22 protein-coding genes are annotated in these 20,345 nt (G+C 58.7%); 10 read left to right on the plus strand and 12 right to left on the minus strand.

The window, feature by feature from the left end; genetic code table 11:
- Window positions 1–161: 161 nt before the first annotated feature.
- On the minus strand, window positions 162–848 hold the full coding sequence (locus tag GSQ81_RS16570; RefSeq protein ID WP_158911751.1) for a hypothetical protein: 687 nt from the start codon (window positions 846–848) through the stop codon (window positions 162–164).
- A 247-nt stretch (window positions 849–1,095) separates the two neighbouring features.
- On the minus strand, window positions 1,096–1,674 hold the full coding sequence (locus GSQ81_RS16575) for a hypothetical protein (protein WP_254060252.1): 579 nt from the start codon (window positions 1,672–1,674) through the stop codon (window positions 1,096–1,098).
- Window positions 1,675–2,097: 423 nt separating this feature from the next.
- On the opposite strand from GSQ81_RS16575, the gene GSQ81_RS16580 reads away from it, so the two are divergent.
- The gene (locus GSQ81_RS16580; protein ID WP_158911752.1) at window positions 2,098–2,466 is read left to right on the plus strand and encodes a glycine zipper 2TM domain-containing protein; all 369 of its coding nucleotides are present in this window, start codon (window positions 2,098–2,100) and stop codon (window positions 2,464–2,466) included.
- A gap of 33 nt (window positions 2,467–2,499) precedes the next feature.
- Window positions 2,500–2,985: a hypothetical protein gene (locus GSQ81_RS16585; RefSeq protein WP_158911753.1), complete on the plus strand. Its 486-nt coding sequence runs from the start codon at window positions 2,500–2,502 to the stop codon at window positions 2,983–2,985.
- 72 nt (window positions 2,986–3,057) lie between these two features.
- Here the strand turns inward: GSQ81_RS16585 and GSQ81_RS16590 are convergent, their stop codons facing one another.
- Both GSQ81_RS16590 and GSQ81_RS16595 read right to left on the minus strand, forming a co-directional pair.
- On the minus strand, window positions 3,058–3,393 hold the full coding sequence (locus GSQ81_RS16590; protein ID WP_158911754.1) for a YegP family protein: 336 nt from the start codon (window positions 3,391–3,393) through the stop codon (window positions 3,058–3,060).
- An 80-nt stretch (window positions 3,394–3,473) separates the two neighbouring features.
- Window positions 3,474–4,844, minus strand: coding sequence for an NRAMP family divalent metal transporter (locus tag GSQ81_RS16595; protein WP_216846456.1), 1,371 nt, complete (start codon window positions 4,842–4,844; stop codon window positions 3,474–3,476).
- A 63-nt stretch (window positions 4,845–4,907) separates the two neighbouring features.
- On the opposite strand from GSQ81_RS16595, the gene GSQ81_RS16600 reads away from it, so the two are divergent.
- Window positions 4,908–5,735, plus strand: a complete 828-nt coding sequence (locus tag GSQ81_RS16600) for a CHAD domain-containing protein (protein ID WP_158911755.1) — start codon at window positions 4,908–4,910, stop codon at window positions 5,733–5,735.
- Window positions 5,736–5,862: 127 nt separating this feature from the next.
- On the opposite strand, the gene GSQ81_RS16605 is transcribed toward GSQ81_RS16600, so the two are convergent.
- A complete protein-coding gene (locus GSQ81_RS16605; protein WP_158911756.1) occupies window positions 5,863–6,282 on the minus strand; it encodes a c-type cytochrome domain-containing protein in 420 nt (139 codons plus the stop codon).
- Between the two features lie 118 nt (window positions 6,283–6,400).
- Between GSQ81_RS16605 and GSQ81_RS16610 the strand changes: the two genes are divergently transcribed.
- Complete coding sequence (locus tag GSQ81_RS16610; protein ID WP_158911757.1) at window positions 6,401–7,558, plus strand: DUF5715 family protein; 1,158 nt, start codon at window positions 6,401–6,403, stop codon at window positions 7,556–7,558.
- A 152-nt stretch (window positions 7,559–7,710) separates the two neighbouring features.
- On the opposite strand, the gene GSQ81_RS16615 is transcribed toward GSQ81_RS16610, so the two are convergent.
- From GSQ81_RS16615 to GSQ81_RS16630, 4 genes are all read right to left on the minus strand, one after another.
- The gene (locus GSQ81_RS16615) at window positions 7,711–8,712 is read right to left on the minus strand and encodes a Gfo/Idh/MocA family protein (RefSeq protein ID WP_158911758.1); all 1,002 of its coding nucleotides are present in this window, start codon (window positions 8,710–8,712) and stop codon (window positions 7,711–7,713) included.
- 194 nt (window positions 8,713–8,906) lie between these two features.
- Complete coding sequence (locus GSQ81_RS16620) at window positions 8,907–10,022, minus strand: SurA N-terminal domain-containing protein (RefSeq protein WP_254060253.1); 1,116 nt, start codon at window positions 10,020–10,022, stop codon at window positions 8,907–8,909.
- A gap of 24 nt (window positions 10,023–10,046) precedes the next feature.
- On the minus strand, window positions 10,047–11,015 hold the full coding sequence (locus tag GSQ81_RS16625) for a thioredoxin domain-containing protein (protein WP_254060254.1): 969 nt from the start codon (window positions 11,013–11,015) through the stop codon (window positions 10,047–10,049).
- A 200-nt stretch (window positions 11,016–11,215) separates the two neighbouring features.
- A complete protein-coding gene (locus tag GSQ81_RS16630; protein ID WP_254060255.1) occupies window positions 11,216–13,753 on the minus strand; it encodes an LPS-assembly protein LptD in 2,538 nt (845 codons plus the stop codon).
- 216 nt (window positions 13,754–13,969) lie between these two features.
- On the opposite strand from GSQ81_RS16630, the gene GSQ81_RS16635 reads away from it, so the two are divergent.
- The 4 genes from GSQ81_RS16635 (at window position 13,970) to GSQ81_RS16650 (ending at window position 17,102) form a co-directional block, all read left to right on the plus strand.
- A complete protein-coding gene (locus tag GSQ81_RS16635; RefSeq protein WP_158911761.1) occupies window positions 13,970–15,376 on the plus strand; it encodes an RDD family protein in 1,407 nt (468 codons plus the stop codon).
- A gap of 341 nt (window positions 15,377–15,717) precedes the next feature.
- Complete coding sequence (gene rplU, locus GSQ81_RS16640; RefSeq protein WP_158911762.1) at window positions 15,718–16,053, plus strand: 50S ribosomal protein L21; 336 nt, start codon at window positions 15,718–15,720, stop codon at window positions 16,051–16,053.
- 84 nt (window positions 16,054–16,137) lie between these two features.
- Window positions 16,138–16,404, plus strand: coding sequence for a 50S ribosomal protein L27 (rpmA, locus tag GSQ81_RS16645; protein ID WP_158911763.1), 267 nt, complete (start codon window positions 16,138–16,140; stop codon window positions 16,402–16,404).
- Between the two features lie 146 nt (window positions 16,405–16,550).
- On the plus strand, window positions 16,551–17,102 hold the full coding sequence (locus GSQ81_RS16650) for a PEP-CTERM sorting domain-containing protein (RefSeq protein ID WP_158911764.1): 552 nt from the start codon (window positions 16,551–16,553) through the stop codon (window positions 17,100–17,102).
- Between the two features lie 65 nt (window positions 17,103–17,167).
- Here the strand turns inward: GSQ81_RS16650 and GSQ81_RS16655 are convergent, their stop codons facing one another.
- From GSQ81_RS16655 to rpsU, 3 genes are all read right to left on the minus strand, one after another.
- The gene (locus GSQ81_RS16655; protein ID WP_158911765.1) at window positions 17,168–18,040 is read right to left on the minus strand and encodes an MBL fold metallo-hydrolase; all 873 of its coding nucleotides are present in this window, start codon (window positions 18,038–18,040) and stop codon (window positions 17,168–17,170) included.
- 45 nt (window positions 18,041–18,085) lie between these two features.
- Window positions 18,086–18,478: a zinc-ribbon domain containing protein gene (locus tag GSQ81_RS16660; protein WP_158911766.1), complete on the minus strand. Its 393-nt coding sequence runs from the start codon at window positions 18,476–18,478 to the stop codon at window positions 18,086–18,088.
- Between the two features lie 284 nt (window positions 18,479–18,762).
- Window positions 18,763–18,960, minus strand: coding sequence for a 30S ribosomal protein S21 (gene rpsU, locus GSQ81_RS16665; protein ID WP_014267628.1), 198 nt, complete (start codon window positions 18,958–18,960; stop codon window positions 18,763–18,765).
- A 170-nt stretch (window positions 18,961–19,130) separates the two neighbouring features.
- Between rpsU and iscX the strand changes: the two genes are divergently transcribed.
- Together iscX and lipA are read left to right on the plus strand one after the other, a co-directional pair.
- Window positions 19,131–19,346, plus strand: a complete 216-nt coding sequence (iscX, locus tag GSQ81_RS16670) for a Fe-S cluster assembly protein IscX (RefSeq protein ID WP_158911767.1) — start codon at window positions 19,131–19,133, stop codon at window positions 19,344–19,346.
- A 66-nt stretch (window positions 19,347–19,412) separates the two neighbouring features.
- Complete coding sequence (gene lipA, locus GSQ81_RS16675; RefSeq protein WP_158911768.1) at window positions 19,413–20,333, plus strand: lipoyl synthase; 921 nt, start codon at window positions 19,413–19,415, stop codon at window positions 20,331–20,333.
- Window positions 20,334–20,345: the final 12 nt, after the last annotated feature.

Below are 20,345 nucleotides of genomic sequence, written 5' to 3' on the forward strand. Positions count from 1 at the left end.
TAAGTGGCACAACAGGCCGAAATACAAAAGTGTCCGGAATGAAGGCGTCAGGAAAAACAAAGATGGGAACCGGCTGGATTCTTCTGTGGGAGGAGGATGAATATATACAAATGTTTGAGAATTGTTTTCCGGGAACTCTACACAACAATTTATTTAATTGATCAATAAGAGAAATTTAATTGCGAGAGTTCTGAGCCAGAACCGTAATACACAACCTCTTTGCTTCTCTTTCCAGCCACCCCAGGTAAATCTAGTAATCGATTGAAAGGCAAATAATCTCCGAACGCACCTTCGCAGAATATTAGCTGACCTTTCCGCTGTAAAGCCCATCCAGCGAGCGCCTCATAATTCAGATCAGAACTGCCGTGAGCATACCCCTGCCCTGGTTCAGATTTGTACGGAGGGTCAATAAACCACGTAGCCTTTATATCCGGAGCCGCCGTGAAATCGGCCTCTATAATTTTCCAGTGTTTCACTTTATGGATCGAAGCGGCCATTACCCGTTTGCTTATTTCCCAGTTACGTTCCAAGACCGGTGTCACTTTGATGCATTTGTACTTAAATGCCATTTTTGTTGCAGCATGGACGATATGCAGAAATTCAGTACTTCTTTCGCCGACCTTTAAGTCTGGCAGCGCGAGAATCTGCTCTGGGGTAGCTGATTCAATGAGCCAGCGCCATATTTCAGCAACCTTGTGATCTCTTTCCACAAGAATAACTTTTTTCATCCAGTGGGAAGAGTGCAGCGCATAGGCCGCCGCACCGGCAAACGGTTCGATGATCGTGTCATACTTCGGGGTTGCATAGTGGCGCGCGATTTGTTTCTTGCGACCGTAATAATAAAACACTTATCTCACAGCCTCTCTGAATACTATAGCATTCAACGCTAGTTCACGGCATCACTTCCAAAGTTCTTCTTATGGCTTCTCTGACTCCCCCAGCATCCGCTCCCTCAGAATCAGACTAGCCGACAAACAACTAGATACAAAGTGGGTCTCGACCCCGCCGGAAGGTAGACAGTCGAGCTACGAAACAGGCGGCGGCTGGGTGCCCCATATCTCGATTTTGAGATGTGGGCATTCGCGCAACCACGCACTAACTCACCGGCGACAGCAAAACATCATTCGCCACATAGGCATGCAGCGGATCACCCGCGTTGATCTCCACATTCTTGCCATGCTTGACATGGCCAAACGGGGAAGACAGCGCTCCTCTGATCCCGCCCTCATCTTCTTTGCCCTTGGTCTGGCGCAGCTTGATCTTGTTGTCGCCCGCCTTCAGGTAGTCGAGCCGGATCTCCAACTGCCCCGACTTGCCCATCATCCCCGACTTATGCGCCTTGGTCACCACGCCATACGCGCTGCTGCCTGCCTTCGCCACCACAACGTCCCCAACCTTCAAGTCCTTCACCAGCGTCAGCGCCACCGGGTCGCCCTCGAACGACGTCGACGAGCTCAGGTCCTGCGCGAACTGCAGCTCGACATCCGTCCCCTCGGCCAGCGTGTACGTGTCCTTGCGCGAAGGTTCAGTCGCAGCCTCACCCGCAGCAGCGGGAGCAGTCGCCGGACTCGCAACCGGATTCGTCGCCGGATTGGCAGCCGGAGACTCCTGACCCAACGCAACCTGACCAAGTACAACGATTAAAACCAGCGAACCAGCAAGCATCGGCCTCATAGAAACCTCCCAGGGAAACTAAATCAGAAACGCCCAACCGTACCCTAACCTCAGTAGCGAGACAAGGGAATTTGCAGCCGACTTCCATCGGGTGAACAAATCTTGTCAAGCCCTAAACACCCTCATCTAACGCACCATCAACAACATAGCGATTGCAGATGAGTTTCCCTCCATTCGCTACAATTAACTTAGGCCCCAAATACCAAGTTTCCGCATAAATTCGGGCCTTCTCCTTTGGAATCAAGACTTTGCCGAAAGGTTGCATTGCGGGTCTAATAAAATCAATACTTTACAAGGCAAGTCCAGACCTAAGTCAAAAAAGAATGAAGACTTTGAGACTAAAGTACCCCCAGGGGGAGGGGGTACCTTGGACGCCCGCGAAAAAATCCGGACGCGGCCAACCGAACCCGCATCTAACCCCGCATGATGAAGATACGAAAAGCTATACTCATCGCCCCTCTCATGCTGGCCACGAGTTTTCTCCCCGTGACCGCCAGCGCCCAGTATCGAAATCAGAATTCCAACTTCAATAACGGAGTGCGCAACGGCGGTCGCGGCGGCCATTACAACGACAACCGCCGCTACGACAATCGCAATCAGGGCGGAATCGGGCCAGGAAAAGGCGCCCTCATCGGCGCAGGCGGCGGAGCACTTCTCGGCGCCGTCTTCGGCGGCGGTCTCAAAGGAACCATCATCGGCGGCGCAGCCGGAGCTGGCATCGGTGCAGTCGTCGGCCAGGCAGCACAGAGCAAGCGCGACAACAACCGCTACGACCACCATCACCGCCGCTAGCCTCCACCTTCAGCAAGAAAGGGAACTCGACCCATGAAGACCGTGAATAAGATGAAGACGATGATCTCGAAGCCGCTCCCCGCCTGCCTCACCCTCGCCGCCGCGCTTCTGCTCACCGCTGGCTGCAACCCCAAGACGCCAGCCCCAACCACCGAAACGCCAGCCGCTACGACAACGCAGAGCGCCGCACCCGGACAGTCGCCGGCGACCATCACGCCTGACGCCGATCAGGCATCGCAGACTCACCCCTGGACCGACCAGCAGATTCTCACCTGCACCGTTTCGCAGTGCTGGCACCTCGCCAACAAGAGCGAAGATACCTTCTTCGACATCGTTCAGCAGTTAGCTGCCATCTCCGCTCAGAACCGTTCTCTCACCTTGCCGCAGACCGAAGCCGCTGGCCAGCAGGTCGGTAACGACATTAAGACCCAGGCCAAAGCTGACCACGATCAGCTTCTCTACTCCATCGTCGACGCCGCCGTCCGCAAGGTCGGCCAACCCGCTGCCGCCACAAAGTAGATACTCAAAAGAAGAAAGCGTCCCCGCAGAACCGGGGACGCTTTCTTCCTTAACTTGTAAATCGATACGTCTCTAAATGGCTAAATCTTCCAAAGCAGCCGTCTCGGCATTGGCTTTGACGGATGCAATCCCCTCATCCCGTGCTGCATTCGACGAATAGCCCTGGCTCGTCCCGATCACCTGATGGTTTGCTGCCTTCAGGTTGAACATCGCATGGCCGCCATGCTGCTCTTTCCGTTCATAGTGCGCATCGTTGCCGGCATTTTTCCGCACCGACGCGATCCCGTTCTCCGCCGAAGCCTTGGCGACGTACATCTCGCTGGTTAAAATCACCTGGCCGTTTCCAGCCTCCAGCACAAAGTAGAACTGTCCATCTTTCGCTGTCTTGAGCACAAACTTACCTGCCATCGTGTCTCCTTACCCTTGAGATTGACGTTCGCAGCCAGGCCGTCCGGCCACGCGCCCATTGTACAAGTTCAGCGCTGCGCTTATCTCCCTAAATGCTGGGATATCAGCGTATATAGCAGAGCGATCGCAGACAGCCCCATCACGCCAAAGGTCATCCAGACAAAGCCCCGCGACAGCCCACCACCGCGTTCCTCTCCCAAGATCTCGGTGCTGCCGTTGATCTTCGCAATCAAATACAGCAGAGGCACCGCAGCGATTCCGTTGAAGACTGCAGTGAAGACCAGCGCCTTCATTGGATCGATGCCGATGAAATTCAGCAGCAGCCCTATCAGCATCGACACGATGATGACGCCATAGAATCCACGCGCCTTCTTGAACTTCCTCGATAGCCCTTCCTTCCAGCCAAAAGCCTCCGCCAGCGCATAAGCAGCGGAGCCCGCGAGCACAGGAATCCCCAGCAATCCCAGCCCGATGATGCCGACTGCGAACACGTCCTTCGCCACCTGCCCGGAGTTGGGAAACGATCGCACCAGCGGTTCCAGCGCCTTGGCTGCATCGGCCGCCGTATTGATCGTCGTCGTCCCATGCTTGAAGAGCACCGTCGCCGTCGTGATGATGATGAACCACTGTGCAAGCTCCGCCGACGCCATGCCGATCAGCGTGTCGATCCGCATGTCCCGAAGGAATCTTCGCGGCAGCCGTGGTTTGCCATCGCGGTCCGATCTCATCCCTACGGCACGCTCTTCTTCCACCTCTTCCGAGGCCTGCCAGAAGAACATGTACGGCGAGATCGATGTTCCAAAGACGCCCGTAATGATGAAGAAGAAGGCAAACGTAAGCTCGATATGCGGCACCACCGTCGCATACAGAATCTGCTTCCACGGCTGCTTCACGATAAGGGCCGTTGCCGGGTAGGAGAACAGCGCCAGTGCCAGCCACTTCAACACATTGGCATAGGTCTTATAGGTAATCAGAACCTCCGACACCACCAGCAGAGCGGTGGTCGCGACCGCCAGCAGCCAGAACGGCACATTCACCACCAATTGACCTGCTGCTGCGACTGCGCCGATATCGGCCCCGATATTGATCGTGTTGGCAACAGCCACCAGCACCACAACCCCGATCAGGATCTTGCGTGAATAGTGCTCCTTGATAACTCCGGCAAGCCCTTTGCCTGTCACCGCACCGATGCGTGCGCACGTCTCCTGAACCGCGAGCAGAAGCGGTATCTGGTAGAGCGCCGTCCAGAGCTGACCGAATCCAAACTGAGCGCCCGTCTGCGAGTAGGTAGCAATGCCGGAGGGATCATCATCCGCCGCACCCGTAATCACGCCGGGGCCAAGAATTTTGAAAAACCCAAGGACTTTCTGCTTCACCGAGCTCTTTTTCTTCGGCTCCTGCTGAACGATCGAGACCATCTCATCCCCTGTTTCTGTCCACCGAAGTGGCACAAGTCTATCTCACCCAAACCTTAATGTCGGTCGCTCCCCGTGCGACGGATACACACTCCTTGGATGCCGATTCCCGCACGATCCTGCAAGCATCCAATCCACATGGCCGCCGCCGCTCATCCCGTTCGCACCCTGCGCGAGCTGATCACCTCGCTTGAAGCTGCCATCACCCTTACGCTCGCCGATCCCAAACCTCGCCCCGTCCACCATCTCCGCACCAGCACTCGCCGCATCGAGGCGCAGCTCGAACTGCTTGCGCTCCTGCCCGATCTTCCCAGGCACGACAAGCCAGCAAGAAAGGCGCGGAAGCGGCTTCGCAAGCTGCGCCGCGCCGCCGGACGCGTCCGCGATCTTGACGTGCAGCGCGATCTCATCCAATCCAAATCCGGCGAAGCTGACCAGCTCCGCAGCCTGTTCAAGCAACAGCGCGAGCAGGCCGCCGAAAAACTCCTCATCACGATTCACAAGCACCAGGCCAAACTTGCCCGCGCTCTCGAGGTAACGTTAGAGGCCCTCGCTCCCGCCGAATCCCTCACTCTCTCCGCCGAACATTTAGCTACGCTCGCACTCGACTGGTACGCCCACAACGCTCCCACCACCGCGAAGCAGAACCATCGCCAGCTCCACGGCATTCGCAAAGCTGCCAAACTCGCCCGCTATATCTCAGAGTCGGTGGCCTCGACCGCCACCCGCAGCCTCGCCCGCACCTTCGAGTCGCTCCAGCAATCCGGAGGCGACTGGCACGATTGGCTCACCCTCTCCGATATCGCCCACCAAGAACTCGGCGACTCATCGCGCCTCGCCCAGAACTTCACTCGACGCTGCGAAAGATCGCTGGCCAAATATCAGAGCCATCTGAGATCGCTTCCCAAAAAACTCCCCAGCTCATAGCCGTTGCCATTGCTCTTGCTTTTTCTCGATAACCACAACTGCACGTCATCTCGACCGGAGCGCAGCGGAGTGGAGAGACCCCTGTATTTGCCTTCGTTCGACCGGGGCAATCGCCATCTCAAAAAAACTAATGTCTCGCCGCGTCTTCAGGCATAATCGCTCCCGCCTTCACCCACTGCGTGATCGTCGCGATATCCGCGTCCGAAATCTTCGGCGACTTCGGCGGCATCGGCATCGGGTCGTTGGCTGGACCCTCATGCCGGATCAGCCTGACCAGCAGGCTCTTCGCCGGATCGCCCGGAACCAGAACCGAGCCATCGTGGCCGCCCTTCAACATTCCCGCTCGTGTCGCGAGATTCAACCCGCCTCGATGGTTAAATCCGCCATGGCAGCGGTAGCAATGTTCTCTGAGGATCGGCTGCACTCGCGTCGTATAAAACTGCGTCGTCGCTGCCTCATTCGGCGCTGCCTGCACTGTCCCAGTCCGCAATGCCCACCCCAGCAAGGCAACTCCAGCCATCCCACAGCCCACCAGCAACTTCCGCATCCATGCTCCCTAGTTACTGATGAGTATACGGAACCCACCTGATTACTTACACTATGACTAGAGACTCTCTAAGGTAGGAATTGCTCTGACGTTCCGCGCCTCTCAAAACATGATGCGGTTGAACGCTACACTTCCGGCCTTCCTGGCGCTTGCAGTCTTGTTTCTTATCCCTGCCACGCTCCTTGCCAAACCTGTGCACCACCGTGCCCGTAAGTCAGCGGCTGTTCATCAGCAAGCTCATCGCAAGGCCACGGCAGCACGCAGGCACACCGCAGAGCCGCGTGTTGCTCCCGTCCGTTCAAGCCACACGCGAACCAGGCGCCATCAGGCGGAGCCAGTCAGGACAGGCAGGGCCAAAGCCCGGCGCTCCACTCCTCGCCGTCTCAGCGTCTCCGATAACGGGCCACGAAAAGCCACCTCGGATGACTTCCTGAAGGCGGCTTCCGTCAAGCAGGACGTTCAGCAAGCCCCGGCACCGCATCGCACCGAGCGTGCCGCAGTCGTCACTCATTCGCGCCGCTCTTCTCGCAGATCGCGTTCGGTGGCCCGGCCCGTCTCCGTAGTCAACGTCATTCGACCCACGGCAGAGAAGCCCCAGTTGAAGAGCATCGCCGATGAGGCCGTCACTCCCGCCATCCTTCCCATGCTCTACAACAAGCGCGGACGCCTCATCATTCCTCCGCCGCTCAAGGGCTCGCACGAAATTCTCATTCGCCAGAATGAAGTTGCCGACCGCGAGGGCCTCGACCGCATTCAGAACGATGCCGACCTAATGGATATGCGCGGCAAGCGGATGCTGGTTCCCCTTCCCACCAGCTATGCGCTGCAGGTCGATGACCGCCTGCCCGAAAACCGCCGCTACACCCGGCCCTGGACCGCGGTGTTCCTCGCCAGCATGGCGCGGGCGCACTACGCTCACTTCCACACGCCGCTGCAGATCAACTCAGCCGTCCGCACCGTCGAGTTCCAGCAGCACCTCATCCGCATCAACGGCAACGCCGCTCCGGCGGAAGGCGATACGGCATCGCCTCATCTCACCGGGCAGGCCATCGATATCGCGAAGCACGGCCTGTCGCGTACCGAGGTAGCTTGGATGCGCGGCTATCTTCTTCCGCTGATTCAGGAAGGCAAGATCGATGTCGAAGAGGAGTTTCAGCAGTCCTGCTTTCACATCAGCGTCTACAAGCGATATCTGCCGCCCGCCGATGCACCCACACGCGATCTGGCCTACCACCGCCGCGGCGAAGCCAGCACACTGGCAGCCGCGATCCGCTAACGCTCTCTCGAAGAGAGTCAAGTTTTGAGAACAGAAGCACGTCATCTCGACCAGGGCCCGGCCACAACTGCACGTCATCTCGACCGAAGCGAAGCGTAGTGGAGAGACCCCTGTATTTGCGTTCCTCGGACGAGCCTCAAACACTCAATGGCTTAAACCGTCTCGCGCAACCCGCTTTGCCAGCTCTTATACGCTGCATCGAGCGCGCGCATATTCCGCACGCCGTCCTCACCCGACGCGGCAAACGTCTCTTCCCCGCGAAACGCCCGCGCAAAGCTATCCAGCATCCGCGTGTACCCGTCGCCGTTCTCGAGCGTCACCGTCTCGACCAGCTCTCCGGCCCGACGCAGTTGCAGTTGCACAGGACGGTCCACCGTCAACCCATTTTCCGCAACCAGCACACCGTCACTGCCGTTGATCTCGATCAGAGTCCGGTACGGTGCGCGCGCACTCGCCGTCACATTCGCATAGACGTCGCCGGTCATCTCCAGTTGCAGCGAGGCAATCGCCTCGACCTTGCCCGATGCGTCGTCCCGCCGTGCCAGCGTGCTGACGCTCACGACATCCTCGCCCAGCACATAGCGCAAAGCGTCGATGCAATGCACGCCGACGTCGGCGATCGGGCCGCCACAGGCCAGCGTCGGATCGGTGATCCACTTCCTCGGCGCGTTGGCTGCCGGATAGGAATACTGCGCGTGGGCAATCTGTGGCTGCCCGATGCGGCCCGCCGCGACCTGCTCGCGCATCCAGTCCAGGCTGTGATTGAAACGAAAGTTCTGCCCCACGCCAAACAGCAGTCCCGCCGCCTTCGCCGCCGCGGCCATCTCCTCTGCTTCGGCAGTGTTCATCGACAGCGGCTTCTCGCACAGTACGGCTTTGCCATGCTTCAAGGCCAGCAGCGTATCGTCCTTGTGCATCGCGTCCGGCGACGTGATGAAGACCACATCGACCTCCGGCGAAGCACACAGCTCCTCGCGCGTCGCAAAGCAGTGAGCGATCTTGTGCGTGGCACAATCCTGCGCCGCAGCCGACTGATCGCGCCGCCACATTCCTACCAGCGTCGCATCGTTACACGGGGCAAAAGCAGGCAGCAGCCGCCGCACCGCATGGTATCCAAAGCCGAGAATCGCAAAGCGTACCGGAGCCTGAGTCATGCTTTAAGTTTAGAGCATTTCTACTGCGCGATGAGACGCACCCCAACAAACGTCATCTCGACCATAGATAGCGCTTTGCCTGACCGCACCTCAAATGCACGTCATCTCGACCGCAGCGAAGCGTAGTGGAGAGACCCCTGTATTTGTCCTGTGTTTATCCATCGAACAAAAACAAATACAGAGGTCAATGATCTTTAGTGCGCGTCGTTCTTGAAGATCTCTTCGGCGTAGAAGTTCTCGATCTTCGCCTGATCGCGCAGCATCTCGAAGTAGGCGTTCTTGAGCAACTGCGAACGGCCCTCGTGGAGCTGCTGCCGAATCGACTGCTGCACGCTCGGGTCTTTCAACTCGCGCTGGCCTGCCGGTTCGATGGCAAGCAACTTGTAGATCGCATATCCCGCAGACTTCTTGGTCTGCGCATCCGGCAACGGCAGGATGGGCGTCACCTCGCCCGGCTTCAGTTGCATCACCGCGTTATAGATGGTCAGGTCGGCGGCCTTCATCTGGTCTGCCGTGGCAAAGCCCTTGTCTCCGCCATTCGGCGCCGACTCCGGTTCCTCGGAATAGTTCATCGCCAGCGTACCGAAGTCGTCGCCGCTGTCCAGCCGGTTCTTCAGCGCCTGGATCTTCTTCTTGGCCTCAGCGTCCGAAGTGGCCTTGCTGTTCTGCAGATTCACGGGCTGCGCCGACGGCACATCCGTCACCTGGATCGCTGCCAGATGATATAGCGTCTGGATCAGGTTGTACTCGGACTTGTGCTGGTTGTAGTAGTTGGCGACGTCCGCATCGGTCACCGTGATCTTCGAGTTGATCTCCTTGTTCAGCAGCTTGTTCTGCGTCAGCGAACGGCGCAGGTCGTGCTTCACCTCATCGAGCGTCGTATGGTTGGCCGCCAGTTGCTGGTTGAACTGGTCCTCGGTGTAGCGGGCCTTCATCTCGTTCAGCTTGGTGTCGACCTCTTCGTTGGTCGCCGTCAGGTTCATCTTGGCGGCACGCTGCTGCACAATCTCTTCACTGATCAGCGCATTCAGCACGTTCAGCCGCAGCGAATTCGCCTGGTCCTCCGACGAAGGTTGCTGCTGTTGCTGGCCCAACTGCTGTTCATACGCCTTGTCCATCTCGGACTTCATGATGGCGTGGCCGTTCACCGTGGCCACCACATCGGCCTTATGCTCCTGCTTGCAGCCCGCAATCGGAAACAGGGCGGCAGCCATCAGCAGGGCAATCGGAATGGAAACCTGGCGCTGCAAGCGCGCAGTCACAGTAGAAACAGGCAAAGCTGCATTAGTATCGGTCGACAATCTCTTCACGTAATCAATTCTCCTGCATGAACGCTAGTTTCCTGGCTTGGTCGCCGGCGAAGTCTCGGTGGGTTGGACAGGTTCATCCGGCGGCGGGGGTGGGGGAGTCTGGCCTGAGGCCGTCAGCGCATCATCAATAGCCTTATACACATATTTCATCGGGACCGCACCTACGATCCTTTCGCCGTTGATGAAGAGCGCGGGTGTCGAATCGACCCCCAGATCGTCGCCCAGCTTCATCGAGGCCTGCACCGAGGTGTCGTCCTGCTTGGCGAGGCACGCAGCCAGCGTGCTTTCATTCACCTTCTGCCGAACCCCCTCAGCCTTGGTCAGCGAGTCGATCGTCTCGTTCGCCTTGGCGACGCTTCTCTCGGCTCCGCCCATCTCTGCCGCATGAGCGTGAATGTAGTCCACGAGGTTCCAATATCCCGTCGGGCTCTGCGCCGCGATGCACTCCACATCGACGGCCGCATGCATCGCCCACGGATGCTGGCTCAAAGGAAAATCTTTATAGACGATGCGCACCTGGTTCTTGTAACGCGTAGTCAGCGCCGGAAACACCTGCTCGTGCATCTTCGCGCAAAACGGGCACTCCAGATCGTCGAATGCGACGATCAGCACCGGGGCATTTGCCGGACCGCCCCGCGAGGGCCGTCCCTCATCGCTCACCAACTGCTTCGGGTCTTTGCTGATGTCGAACTTGCTGAACTGCGCCAGCGTCTTGCCGTCTTCCGAAAGCAGAAATGTCACAGGCTTGCTCGTCTTTCCCTCCGACGAGAATGTAACGGCAATCGCATCGAAGCCGGGAACGTCGCTCTTGGTCCGCGGCCCTACCGCGATCTCGTACTCCGGTGGAACGCCCGACCGCGACCGGATCAGAACCTGCACGCGCCGGGTCAATTCAGGAGAGAGCTTTCCCCCGTTGGCCTCCGCTGGTACCTGAGCGTGGCAGCCGAGGGCCGCCAGGGTAAGGGCGAAGACAAGAATACGGAAGGGTCTCACTGCAATCTGCACTCTCTGATTATCTCAGAACCGGCCTCAATCGACCGTCGAGACCCTTCTCATTCCTCGCCCACGTCCAATCCACGCTCACCCCACCCTCAAACGTACGTCATCTCGACCGGAGCGAAGCGCAGTGGAGAGACCCCTGTATTTCGCCTTTGCCCGCCGCAAAGCCGTCAGAAAGCCACCCCGACCCTCACTCAAAACAGCCGTTCCGCCCGCCGCAGATTCCCCGCCGACCCGATGTTGGCCAGCGTGAAGTTGAACCGGTACGCATTCTCGTTTCGCACCGAGCCCAGCTCGTACTTGCGATACTCCACGCTGAACCCGCAGCAGTCCCAGTTATACGAGGTCTGGAGCGCTCCATACTGCATCTGCCCCAGATTCAGGTCCAGCCCCACATTCGCCGCGACGCCCAGGCCCACCTTCGTCGGCGACCCGTACCCCGCCAGCAGCCGCAACTGGCTGAAGTCCGAGACCAGAGAGGCCGTCCCCTGCGTGTACGACCGCCCCGGAGCGTTCAGCCGCGCATAGCTCAACCCGCCAAACGCATTGCCCTCGTGCAGGTCCACCAGCACATTGTTCGACGTAAATTTCTTCGCCCCCGTATCCAGGTCGAAGTCCCATTCCACGTCCATATGTGCTGACGTCCTTACCCTCAGCCGTGACACCAGAGGCGAGATCTCGCGCGCCTCCGTCAAAAATGCCACGCCCGACAGGTTCAGCGTCGTGTCGAAGATATTCCGTCTTCCATCTACGACCGCGCCGCCAAAGTTCTTGTCGAAAAAGTACTTCTGCGTCAGCCGCCAGCTAATCCACTCCCGCGCTCCGCACTTGTTCGAAGCCGCCTCGGGATCGTCCTCCTCCTGCGTCTGGTCGGTGTCCTTTTCTTTCTCCGCAACCTTGCACGGCTTGGCCTTTTTCCCCTTCACCGGCCTCAGGAACAGCCGCTGGGTCACGCCATACTGCAGCTCATTGGTATCGCTCACGACATCGATGTCGTCGAAGCGCAGCACCTTCAGGAAATTATCCACGCCGCCCACATAGCGGTACTTCAGCTCCGGCTCGATGGTATGGCGTACATCATTGCCGAACAGCTTCTCGACGAACTTCGAGTCGAACGTCCTCTCGATCACCGGCGGCCTTATATCCACCTGCGCCTCGACATTGCTCCGGCTCAACCCGCCCCTGTGCTCCACAGACGGGTCCGTCGGATTCGTCGGCGGCTTCAGGCTCCGGCTGTAAAGCGTCTCGCGAACTCCCAGCGAAGGCAGAAACTTCCACTCGCCGAGCTTCAGCGGATAGGAGATCTCCGGATGCAGGTCGAACCGCTGCGTGACGCCGCTGCTGACAAAGTCAGGCTGCACCCGCTTCAGCCCACTCGCCGAGCTCTCAAAGTTCCATAGCAGGCCGCTGTTGCCAATGGCATGGTCGGTCGAATACATCTCCAGCGCCGGGACATGAAAGATGCGGATCTCCTGCGCCGGAATCGCCGGGGTCGTCGGCGTTGCAGGCACCGCTACCCGCTTCAATCCCTGATAGCGGTCAGCACGCACATCCGACTCAAACCCATCCGCCTCATGCACGCCATACGCAAACGAAAGAATGTCGGTCGAGACCGCCTCGTTGAAGTTCTCCGTGAACGCCTCGCGATAAGGATACGAGCTGAGATACTCCATGCTGCTCACGATCCTCGTATGCGCCGGTGCAGCATCTGCCAGAGCGGCCTGTTGCCCTGCGACAGTCTCCTCCGAAGCCGGAGTCGAAGCAGCCGGCCTGCCAAAGTCATGCCGACCCGAGAACGTCACATCCTGCCCGCCCTGGTTCACATACACGCCGCCCGTCACATAGCCCCGGTCCAGCAGGCCGCTGTAGCGTGCCGTCACAAAATCCGTGTCCCGCCCGCGATAGTGAAACATCGCCGACTGCGACCAGCCTCTGCTCGAAAAATACTCCGCGCCCACCGTCAGGTCCGTGCTCCGGTTGATGGCGAAGTAGATCTGCTCCCCCAGGATCAGGCCCTTCGTCGATGACTCGCCGATCACCGGAATCATCAAGCCGCTCTGCCGCCCCTCCGTGTCCACCGGATGCGTCACATAAGGCATATAGAGCAGAGGAATATTGAACAGGTGGAAGACGCTGTTATGCGCGCTTGCCATCTCGTCGCTGACCTCGAACTTGCCGGCATACAGCAGCCAGTCGGGATGCTCCAACTGGCACGACGTCACCGTGCCGTCATAGACCTCGTACTCCTGCGGCCCCTTCTTTACCACCACCCGGCCCGTGAACAGGAAAGGATGGCCGTTCGCGTAGACCATCTTGTTGTGGCCGGAGTTCTTCAGCCCCACCGAGCCCGAAACATCGTAGAACCGCCCCGTCTGCTTGTTCAGATTGACGGTTCCGTGGCTGGCGTTGATGATCTCGTTGTTCGCCCCGCCCGTCGCTTTCAGGTGGCCCGTCGCCTCCAACTCGCCCGTCGCGCTGTCGTACTCGATGTGGTCGGCCTCGACCTTGCGATTGCCGTAAATGATGAGGACGTTCCCATCGAGCACATAGCGGTCGCCCGTCTTCGATTGCGTGTCCGACTCCATCACTACAGGGGCCGTCTTCTCCACTTCAGGAACGACAATCGCTTCTGGATAGCGGTCTGCCTCCGGCGCATCCGGAAGCGTCGCCGCGGGGGTTGCCTGATTCGTCACCTCTTGGGCACGAAGCTGTGGATGACTTGATGCAATCATCGTGATAGTTATCAAGAGGTAAATGGTTCCCCGTACGCGGCGTCTCATTGATGCAAGATGGGATGCAAGGGGGGATTCCACGGACGGCACAGGATGCGAAAGCAATTGGCCCTGCAGCTCGGCCCTTTTCTCTCGTTCAGGTATTTCGTAACTTGTCAGACGCACCACCCTTTGAGGCTAAACGATTTCACGGAAGCGGGTTTAGGTTTGAGCACAATGAGCTCTGCACAGCTTGACATACAGCCACTGGACGAAGCCGCCGCGGAATCGGAAGCAACCCTCGCTCCCTTTGCCCTTAAGCAGCAGGTGGCTGAGCGCCTCGCCGCCCACCGCGCCCGTCACGGCCAGCAGGCCGCCGCGCCAACGCCATCCATCGTTCGCCCCACGGCGGCAAAGCCTCGCGCCGCCCAAATCGCGGCTGCCGTAGCCGAGCGCTACGCCCAGTCACAAAGCTACCGGGCCTTCCTCGCAGCCGAGGCCGAACGCGCCATTCAGGAGGCCCACGCCGCCGCCGAAGTAGCCGCCCGCAGCGCGCAGGCCATCGCCGATGCGCAGAACGCGCTGCTCGCCGAACTCGATCAGTGGGAGCTCACGCCACCCCCCGCCCCTTCGGCACCGATCTCCTCGCCAGCTTTGTCATCCTTCGCCCCCGCGACTCCCCCAACTTTGTCATCCTTCGCCGAAGGCGGAGGATCTGCGTTTTCTCTAACCGAGCCGCAAACCCAGGTCTCCAGCGCCGGCCTCACCGTCCGCCTCTACGAAGACCGCAACCACTCGATTCCCGGACCCTTCAGCGGCGCGAGCCATAACCGCTATCACGACCCCTTTGAAGAGATCGAAGAAGAGGAGCGCCTCGCTCTCGAAGACGAGATTGCCTTCCGTCAGTCTCCCACCTTTGAAGATCGCCTCGCGCCGGTTGAGATCCCCGCCAATCTCATCGAGTTTCCCCGCCAGCTCGTCGCCTCGCGCCGCGCCCGTCCGCGTATCGCCGAAGGCCCCCTGCGCGAAGAGGCCGAGCAGGCCCACGACGCAACCCAGCTTCGCATCTTCGAGGTCGAGTCGGCCCAGATCTCCACCGCGCCCGCAGCAGAGTCCGCCGAATCCATCATTCCCGAGTGGTCTTCCATCCTGCTCAACGCGCAGCCGGTCTCCTCCTACGTCGAACCGGAGACCTCGCGACTACCCTTCAGCCCTGTGCTTCCGCTGCACGCCGCCTCTCCCAGCCTGCGCCTGATGGCCGCGGTGGTCGATGGCTGCATCCTCCTCGCCGCCTTTCTCGGCTTCGTCGCTGTCTGTTCGCTTACGCTGGGCAAGCTCGGGGTTCCGCAACTTCCTGTCCAGGTCGCAGCTATTGGCTCTGTCGGAGTTCTGGCCCTGATGGCGCTGCTTTATCAGGCACTGTTCTTTACTTTTTCCGACACTACGCCGGGGATGCGCTATGCCCACATCGGCCTCTGCACCTTCAACGACGAGAATCCCACTCGTGCGGCCATGCGCCGCCGCATTCTGGCCGCACTTCTCGCAGCTTGCCCTCTTGGCATTGGCTTCCTCTGGGCGTGGCTGGACGACGATGGCCTGGGCTGGCACGACCGTATCTCCCGTATCTACCAGCGCAGCTACTAATCTGCGAGCTTGACGCATGTAACCGGATAAAGCGCAGTTGACCGGTTACATTGAGTCGGCATGTAACCGGTCCCGTATGGTTTTATCGGTTACATGCAATTGCCACGAGACGAAGGTCTTCGCATGTTGACCCTCCCCCGGAAACGCGATACACTTCTTAAGTTTGGCGCTGTAACCCGTGTGTCTCGATTCTGGGTTACAGGGACGACAGGCTTGAGTCCGCGAAAGATGCGACGGCTCAGCCAGTTGGCTTGATGCAGTGCTCCTGTATTCGCCCCATGCAGCACAATCTATGTGAAGAAGCGGCAGCGTTTTAGCAACGCACGCTTGAGGTTTTAGCTATGTACGCAGTCATCCGCACCGGCGGCAAACAGTACCGCGTTGCCCCAGGCGACAAATTGAAGATCGAGACCACCGCCCACGAAAATGGCGCAGTGGAGTTCTCGGACATCGTCGCCGTCAGCGGCGAAGCAGGCAAGTTCGAGTCCGAGCTGGGCGGAGCGAAGGTTCTCGCCTCCGTGCTCGGTGAAGGCCGTGGCGACAAGATCCTCGTCTTCAAGCTCAAGCGCAAGAAGCAGTATAAGAAGATGCAGGGCCACCGCCAGAACTTCGTCGAAGTCAAGATCAACGAGATTCAGGTCAACGGTAAGAGCTTTAAAGAAGAAGCAGCGAAGTAAAAGAGATCAAGCAAATCTTCGTATTTGCTTTTTGAAATTCAGATTTTCATGCGCGCCTGAGGGCAGCGCGAAAGAGGCAATGCAATGGCACATAAAAAAGGCTTAGGTTCTTCTAAAAACGGCCGCGACTCAAATGCACAGCGGCTCGGCGTCAAGCGCTTCGGCGGCGAAACCGTCACCGGCGGCTCCATCCTTGTCCGTCAGCGTGGAACACCGCTGAAGCCCGGCGCGAACGTAGGCCGCGGCAAGGACGATACCCTCTTCGCCAAGGTCAGCGGCGTAGTACGCTTTCAGGACCGTGGCCAGATCGGCCGTTTCGTCTCCATCGATCCGATCGTCGTCAACGCATAGATCTTTGCAACTCTGAAAAAAGCCCTGCTTCGGCAGGGCTTTTTCATTTAAGCGTCGATCCCGGTGTTCCATTTTGACACGGAAAGCGACGGGTGCTAAATTTGGTGCCCGGCCAGAGAGACCAATTTTCAAGTTGAGGAACGCTCATGAAAGCATTTCTTTTCGCTGTCTTATTAATCGCTGGAGCAGGTTTGGCGAAGGCTGACACTCTCGAGACGATCACCTTCAATCTGGGAGATTTGCATCCTGGATCAACCCTGTCAGCCACTTTTGACGTGCCCACTTTGCTCCCTGGACCCGGGTTGACGGAGAACGTCACCTATTCTTTCAGCGATCCTTTGGACTATGCCGAAGGAAGTCTGTCGGGGCCGACGGGAGGAACATTGGCGGGAACGGTCTCGATTGACCCCAACGCGCCGATCAGCAACTTTGTCATCAATTTCTCCGTCCCGACATTCTTCAATCCCACCGGCAACATGTTTGATCGGGAAAATGTTCTTTCCGAAGATGGCCTTGCGCAATGTGCGTCTTTTCCTTGCACCGCTACCGGACAATTCCAGGACAGTCAGGCCTTTTCTAACGGTGTGTACACGGTCGCTCCTACTGCCATGACGCCCGAGCCATCTTCCTTCCTGCTGCTGGCCACCGGTCTCGCGGGAGCGGGCTTTCTTTACGCGGGCCGTAAAGGTTTCGCCTAAGGGGCATCGCCCTCTTCGAAGAGAATAGGGCGGGCAGCGATGGCTTTGGGCTTCGTTGAGCCAGGTCAGTCCGTAGCGACCACTACTGGTTTCTGCTTGTCATTCAAGCCTATGCGCGCCATGGGGGTGCGATGGTCGTGGGTGAACAGGACCAGCCACTTCTCCGGGATCGCCCGCTGATAGAAACGCTTGCGCTGCACGATGGTCTCCAGAGGATCGAGATCGTAGCCCATCACCCAGGTCGCATCGAGGTGCGCGCTGGTGGGAATCAGGTCGGAGATGTAGCACGCATGTTCCGAGCCCGACTCGATGTGAACGCCCATCATCTGCGCCGTGTGCCCCGGAAAAAGTTCGACGCGGACACCCGGGCAAATCACCACATCATGGCCATCCATTAACGTCATCTGGCCGGATTCGATCAGCGGATCGTAGTTGGGCGAGAGATAACTGACGCGGTCGCGCTCCAGTTGCAGGTGGCCGTGTTCGACCTCGCCGCGATGCGCGAAGTAGCGCGCGTTCGGAAAGGTCGGCGTCACCGAGCCATCCGGCTGCAAGGTTGTGTTCCAGCCGCAGTGGTCGAAGTGCAGGTGAGTGTTGATGACGAAGTCCACCTCTTCGACGGCGACACCTGCGGCTGCGAGCGACGCCGGCAGAAGCTCCTGGTTCTCGTGGATCTCGCGCAGCTTCGGCGACAGCTTGTTGCCGATGCCGGTTTCGATCACCACTGTATGCTCTCCGGTCCGGACTACGACCGTATTGAGGCCAAGCAGAATGCGGTTCTGCTCGTCGGCCTCGGCACGTTTTTGCCAGAGCGTTTTGGGCACCACACCGAACATGGCTCCGCCGTCGAGCTTGTAGGTCCCATCGGTGCAGACCGTCAGCTCGAAGTCGCCAACCTGCGTTCGCGCGCGCACCAGATCAGAATCAGCCGTGTGCATAAAAGCCCTCCCACTCTATCTTAATGGGAGGACCGGCTGTCCTAGTCAGGCGTGCGGAATGGCGGCAAGTGCGTCCGCGTTGATTGCCGCTCCCTCCGAGGCCGCTGCTACCAGATCGGCTCCAACGGCAGCGAGAGGCTGCTTATGCTGGAAGCACTGGCGGCAAAGCACGGGCCGTCCTTGCGTCGGCTTGAAGGGAACGGTGGTCTCGATCCCGCACTCCGAGCACTTGGTCCGGGTCTCCGTCCGTGAAAGTATGGGAGACGATGAACTTGTCCCAGGGCGCACGGTTGCGTTCGCGCGCTTGAACTTGCAAGGCTTGCAGCGTTTGGGGTCGTTCTTGAATTGCTTGTCGAAGAAAAAGAGTTGTTCGCCAGCGGTGAAGATAAACTCACCACCACAGTCTGCGCAGGTTAAAAGCCTATCCACAAATTCCATAGCCGCTTCTCCCGTCTTGCGGAAAAAGGGTGAATACCCGTAGGCATTGGATATCGTGAGGCCGACGGGCGCTCAACCTTGTTCGTAATCTTTCCTTGCAGGATGTATAGGGGCCCGTTGCTGCGTGCTTCTCGGATAAATTAGACATTCCGGTCACGGTGAGCCGCTGCACGGGCTCTCTCTGCCGGGAAGACCAGATCAATGGCGGGAGTCCATCTGCTGGCTGTTTCAAGCGGCCGTCCGCAGCGTGAGAGCCGGGACGGCCTGACTTGGTTAGGGAGCGATTAGTCCTGCTCCTTACGGACCTTCTTGCGATTGCGCTTGCGCGCGAGCGCTTCTTTTACGCGCTTCTTCTCACCTGGTTTCAGATAAAAGGAGTGACGCTTGACTTCCTTGATAATGTCTTCGGTCTGTACCTTGCGCTTAAAGCGGCGCAGAGCATTTTCAAGGGGTTCGCCCTCTTGTACTCGAACCTCTGCCAAGAAAAATACACCTCCAAACGGTCCCAATGGGGATACACATATATCCCGGATGGGATACATATATACCAGAATACGCTATTTAGGGAAGAGAATTTGTTGAGTTAACGCAGAATTTTGACAGAAATCAAAGGCTTGAGGGTGCGTCGTAAAATGGGGAGAGGAGAACAGCCATGGCTCGCGAGATTGAATGGACGGATTCGGAAGAGATCGGAATCCAGTTGCAGGAGAAGTTTCCGGAGCTTGACCCGTATACCGTCCGGTTTACTGATTTACACCGCTATGTGACCGAGCTGCCCGGGTTTACGGGCGATCCCGCAAAGTCGAACGAAGGCATTCTGGAGGCAATTCAGAAGGCATGGCACGAGGAGTACGAGGACGCGAAATAGATCGCTTCGGGATGCTTTAAGTAAGTGGATACAGATGTTTTCAGATGAATCGATAGAATGGAAGAGATGACTCCGACTGCTGAGCTGGTGCAGATTGATTTGTCGCCGAGGAAGCCGGCGCCCAAGCCCGCGTGGCTGAAGGCCAAGGCCCCGATGGGCGAGACCTTCCATGCGTTGAAGAAGATGGCGCGCGAGCTGAACCTGAATACGGTCTGCGAGAGTGCGCACTGCCCGAACATCGGCGAGTGCTGGAACCAGAAGGCTGCGACCTTCATGATGCTGGGCAATCTGTGCACGCGGCGTTGCGGTTTTTGTGCCGTGCCCAAGGGCAGGCCGGAGCCGATCGACCTTGACGAGCCGCGGCGGGTGGCCTATGCGGTGGCGCAGTTGGGCCTTGCCCATGCCGTGATTACCAGCGTGAACCGCGATGACGACAATATCGGCGCGGCGCAGGCGTTTGTGAAGGTGATCGAAGAGATCCGGTTGCAGGCTCCGGGATGCAGGGTCGAGGTGCTGACCCCGGACTTTCAGGGCGTCGAAGAGGCTCTGCGGCTGGTCGTCGCGGCCGGGCCGGAGATTCTGAACCACAATATCGAGACGGTTCCTCGTCTGTATCGCGTGGCCAAGAGCGGCGGACGGTATGAACGGTCGCTGGGCTTTCTGGAGAAGGCCAAAGCGATTGCTGCGGAGACGGGCGAGTCGATTGTGACCAAGACCGGCATCATCGTCGGGATGGGCGAAGAGATGCACGAGCTGCTGGCGGTCTTCCGCGACCTGGCTGACCGCAAGGTGGATATCTTGACGATCGGGCAGTATCTGCGGCCATCACGCGATCACCTGGTGATGACGCGGTACTACACGCCGGAGGAGTTTGCGTTTCTGAAGCATGAGGCGCTGGGGATGGGCTTCCGGCATGTGGAGAGCGGGCCGCTGGTGCGCTCGAGCTATCACGCGCATGAGCAGGCGCAGAGCACCGGCCTGGCCTGAGAGGCTGGTTTC

It is taken from the genome of Granulicella sp. L56, assembly GCF_009765835.1.
In the GTDB taxonomy this organism is placed as follows: domain Bacteria; phylum Acidobacteriota; class Terriglobia; order Terriglobales; family Acidobacteriaceae; genus Edaphobacter.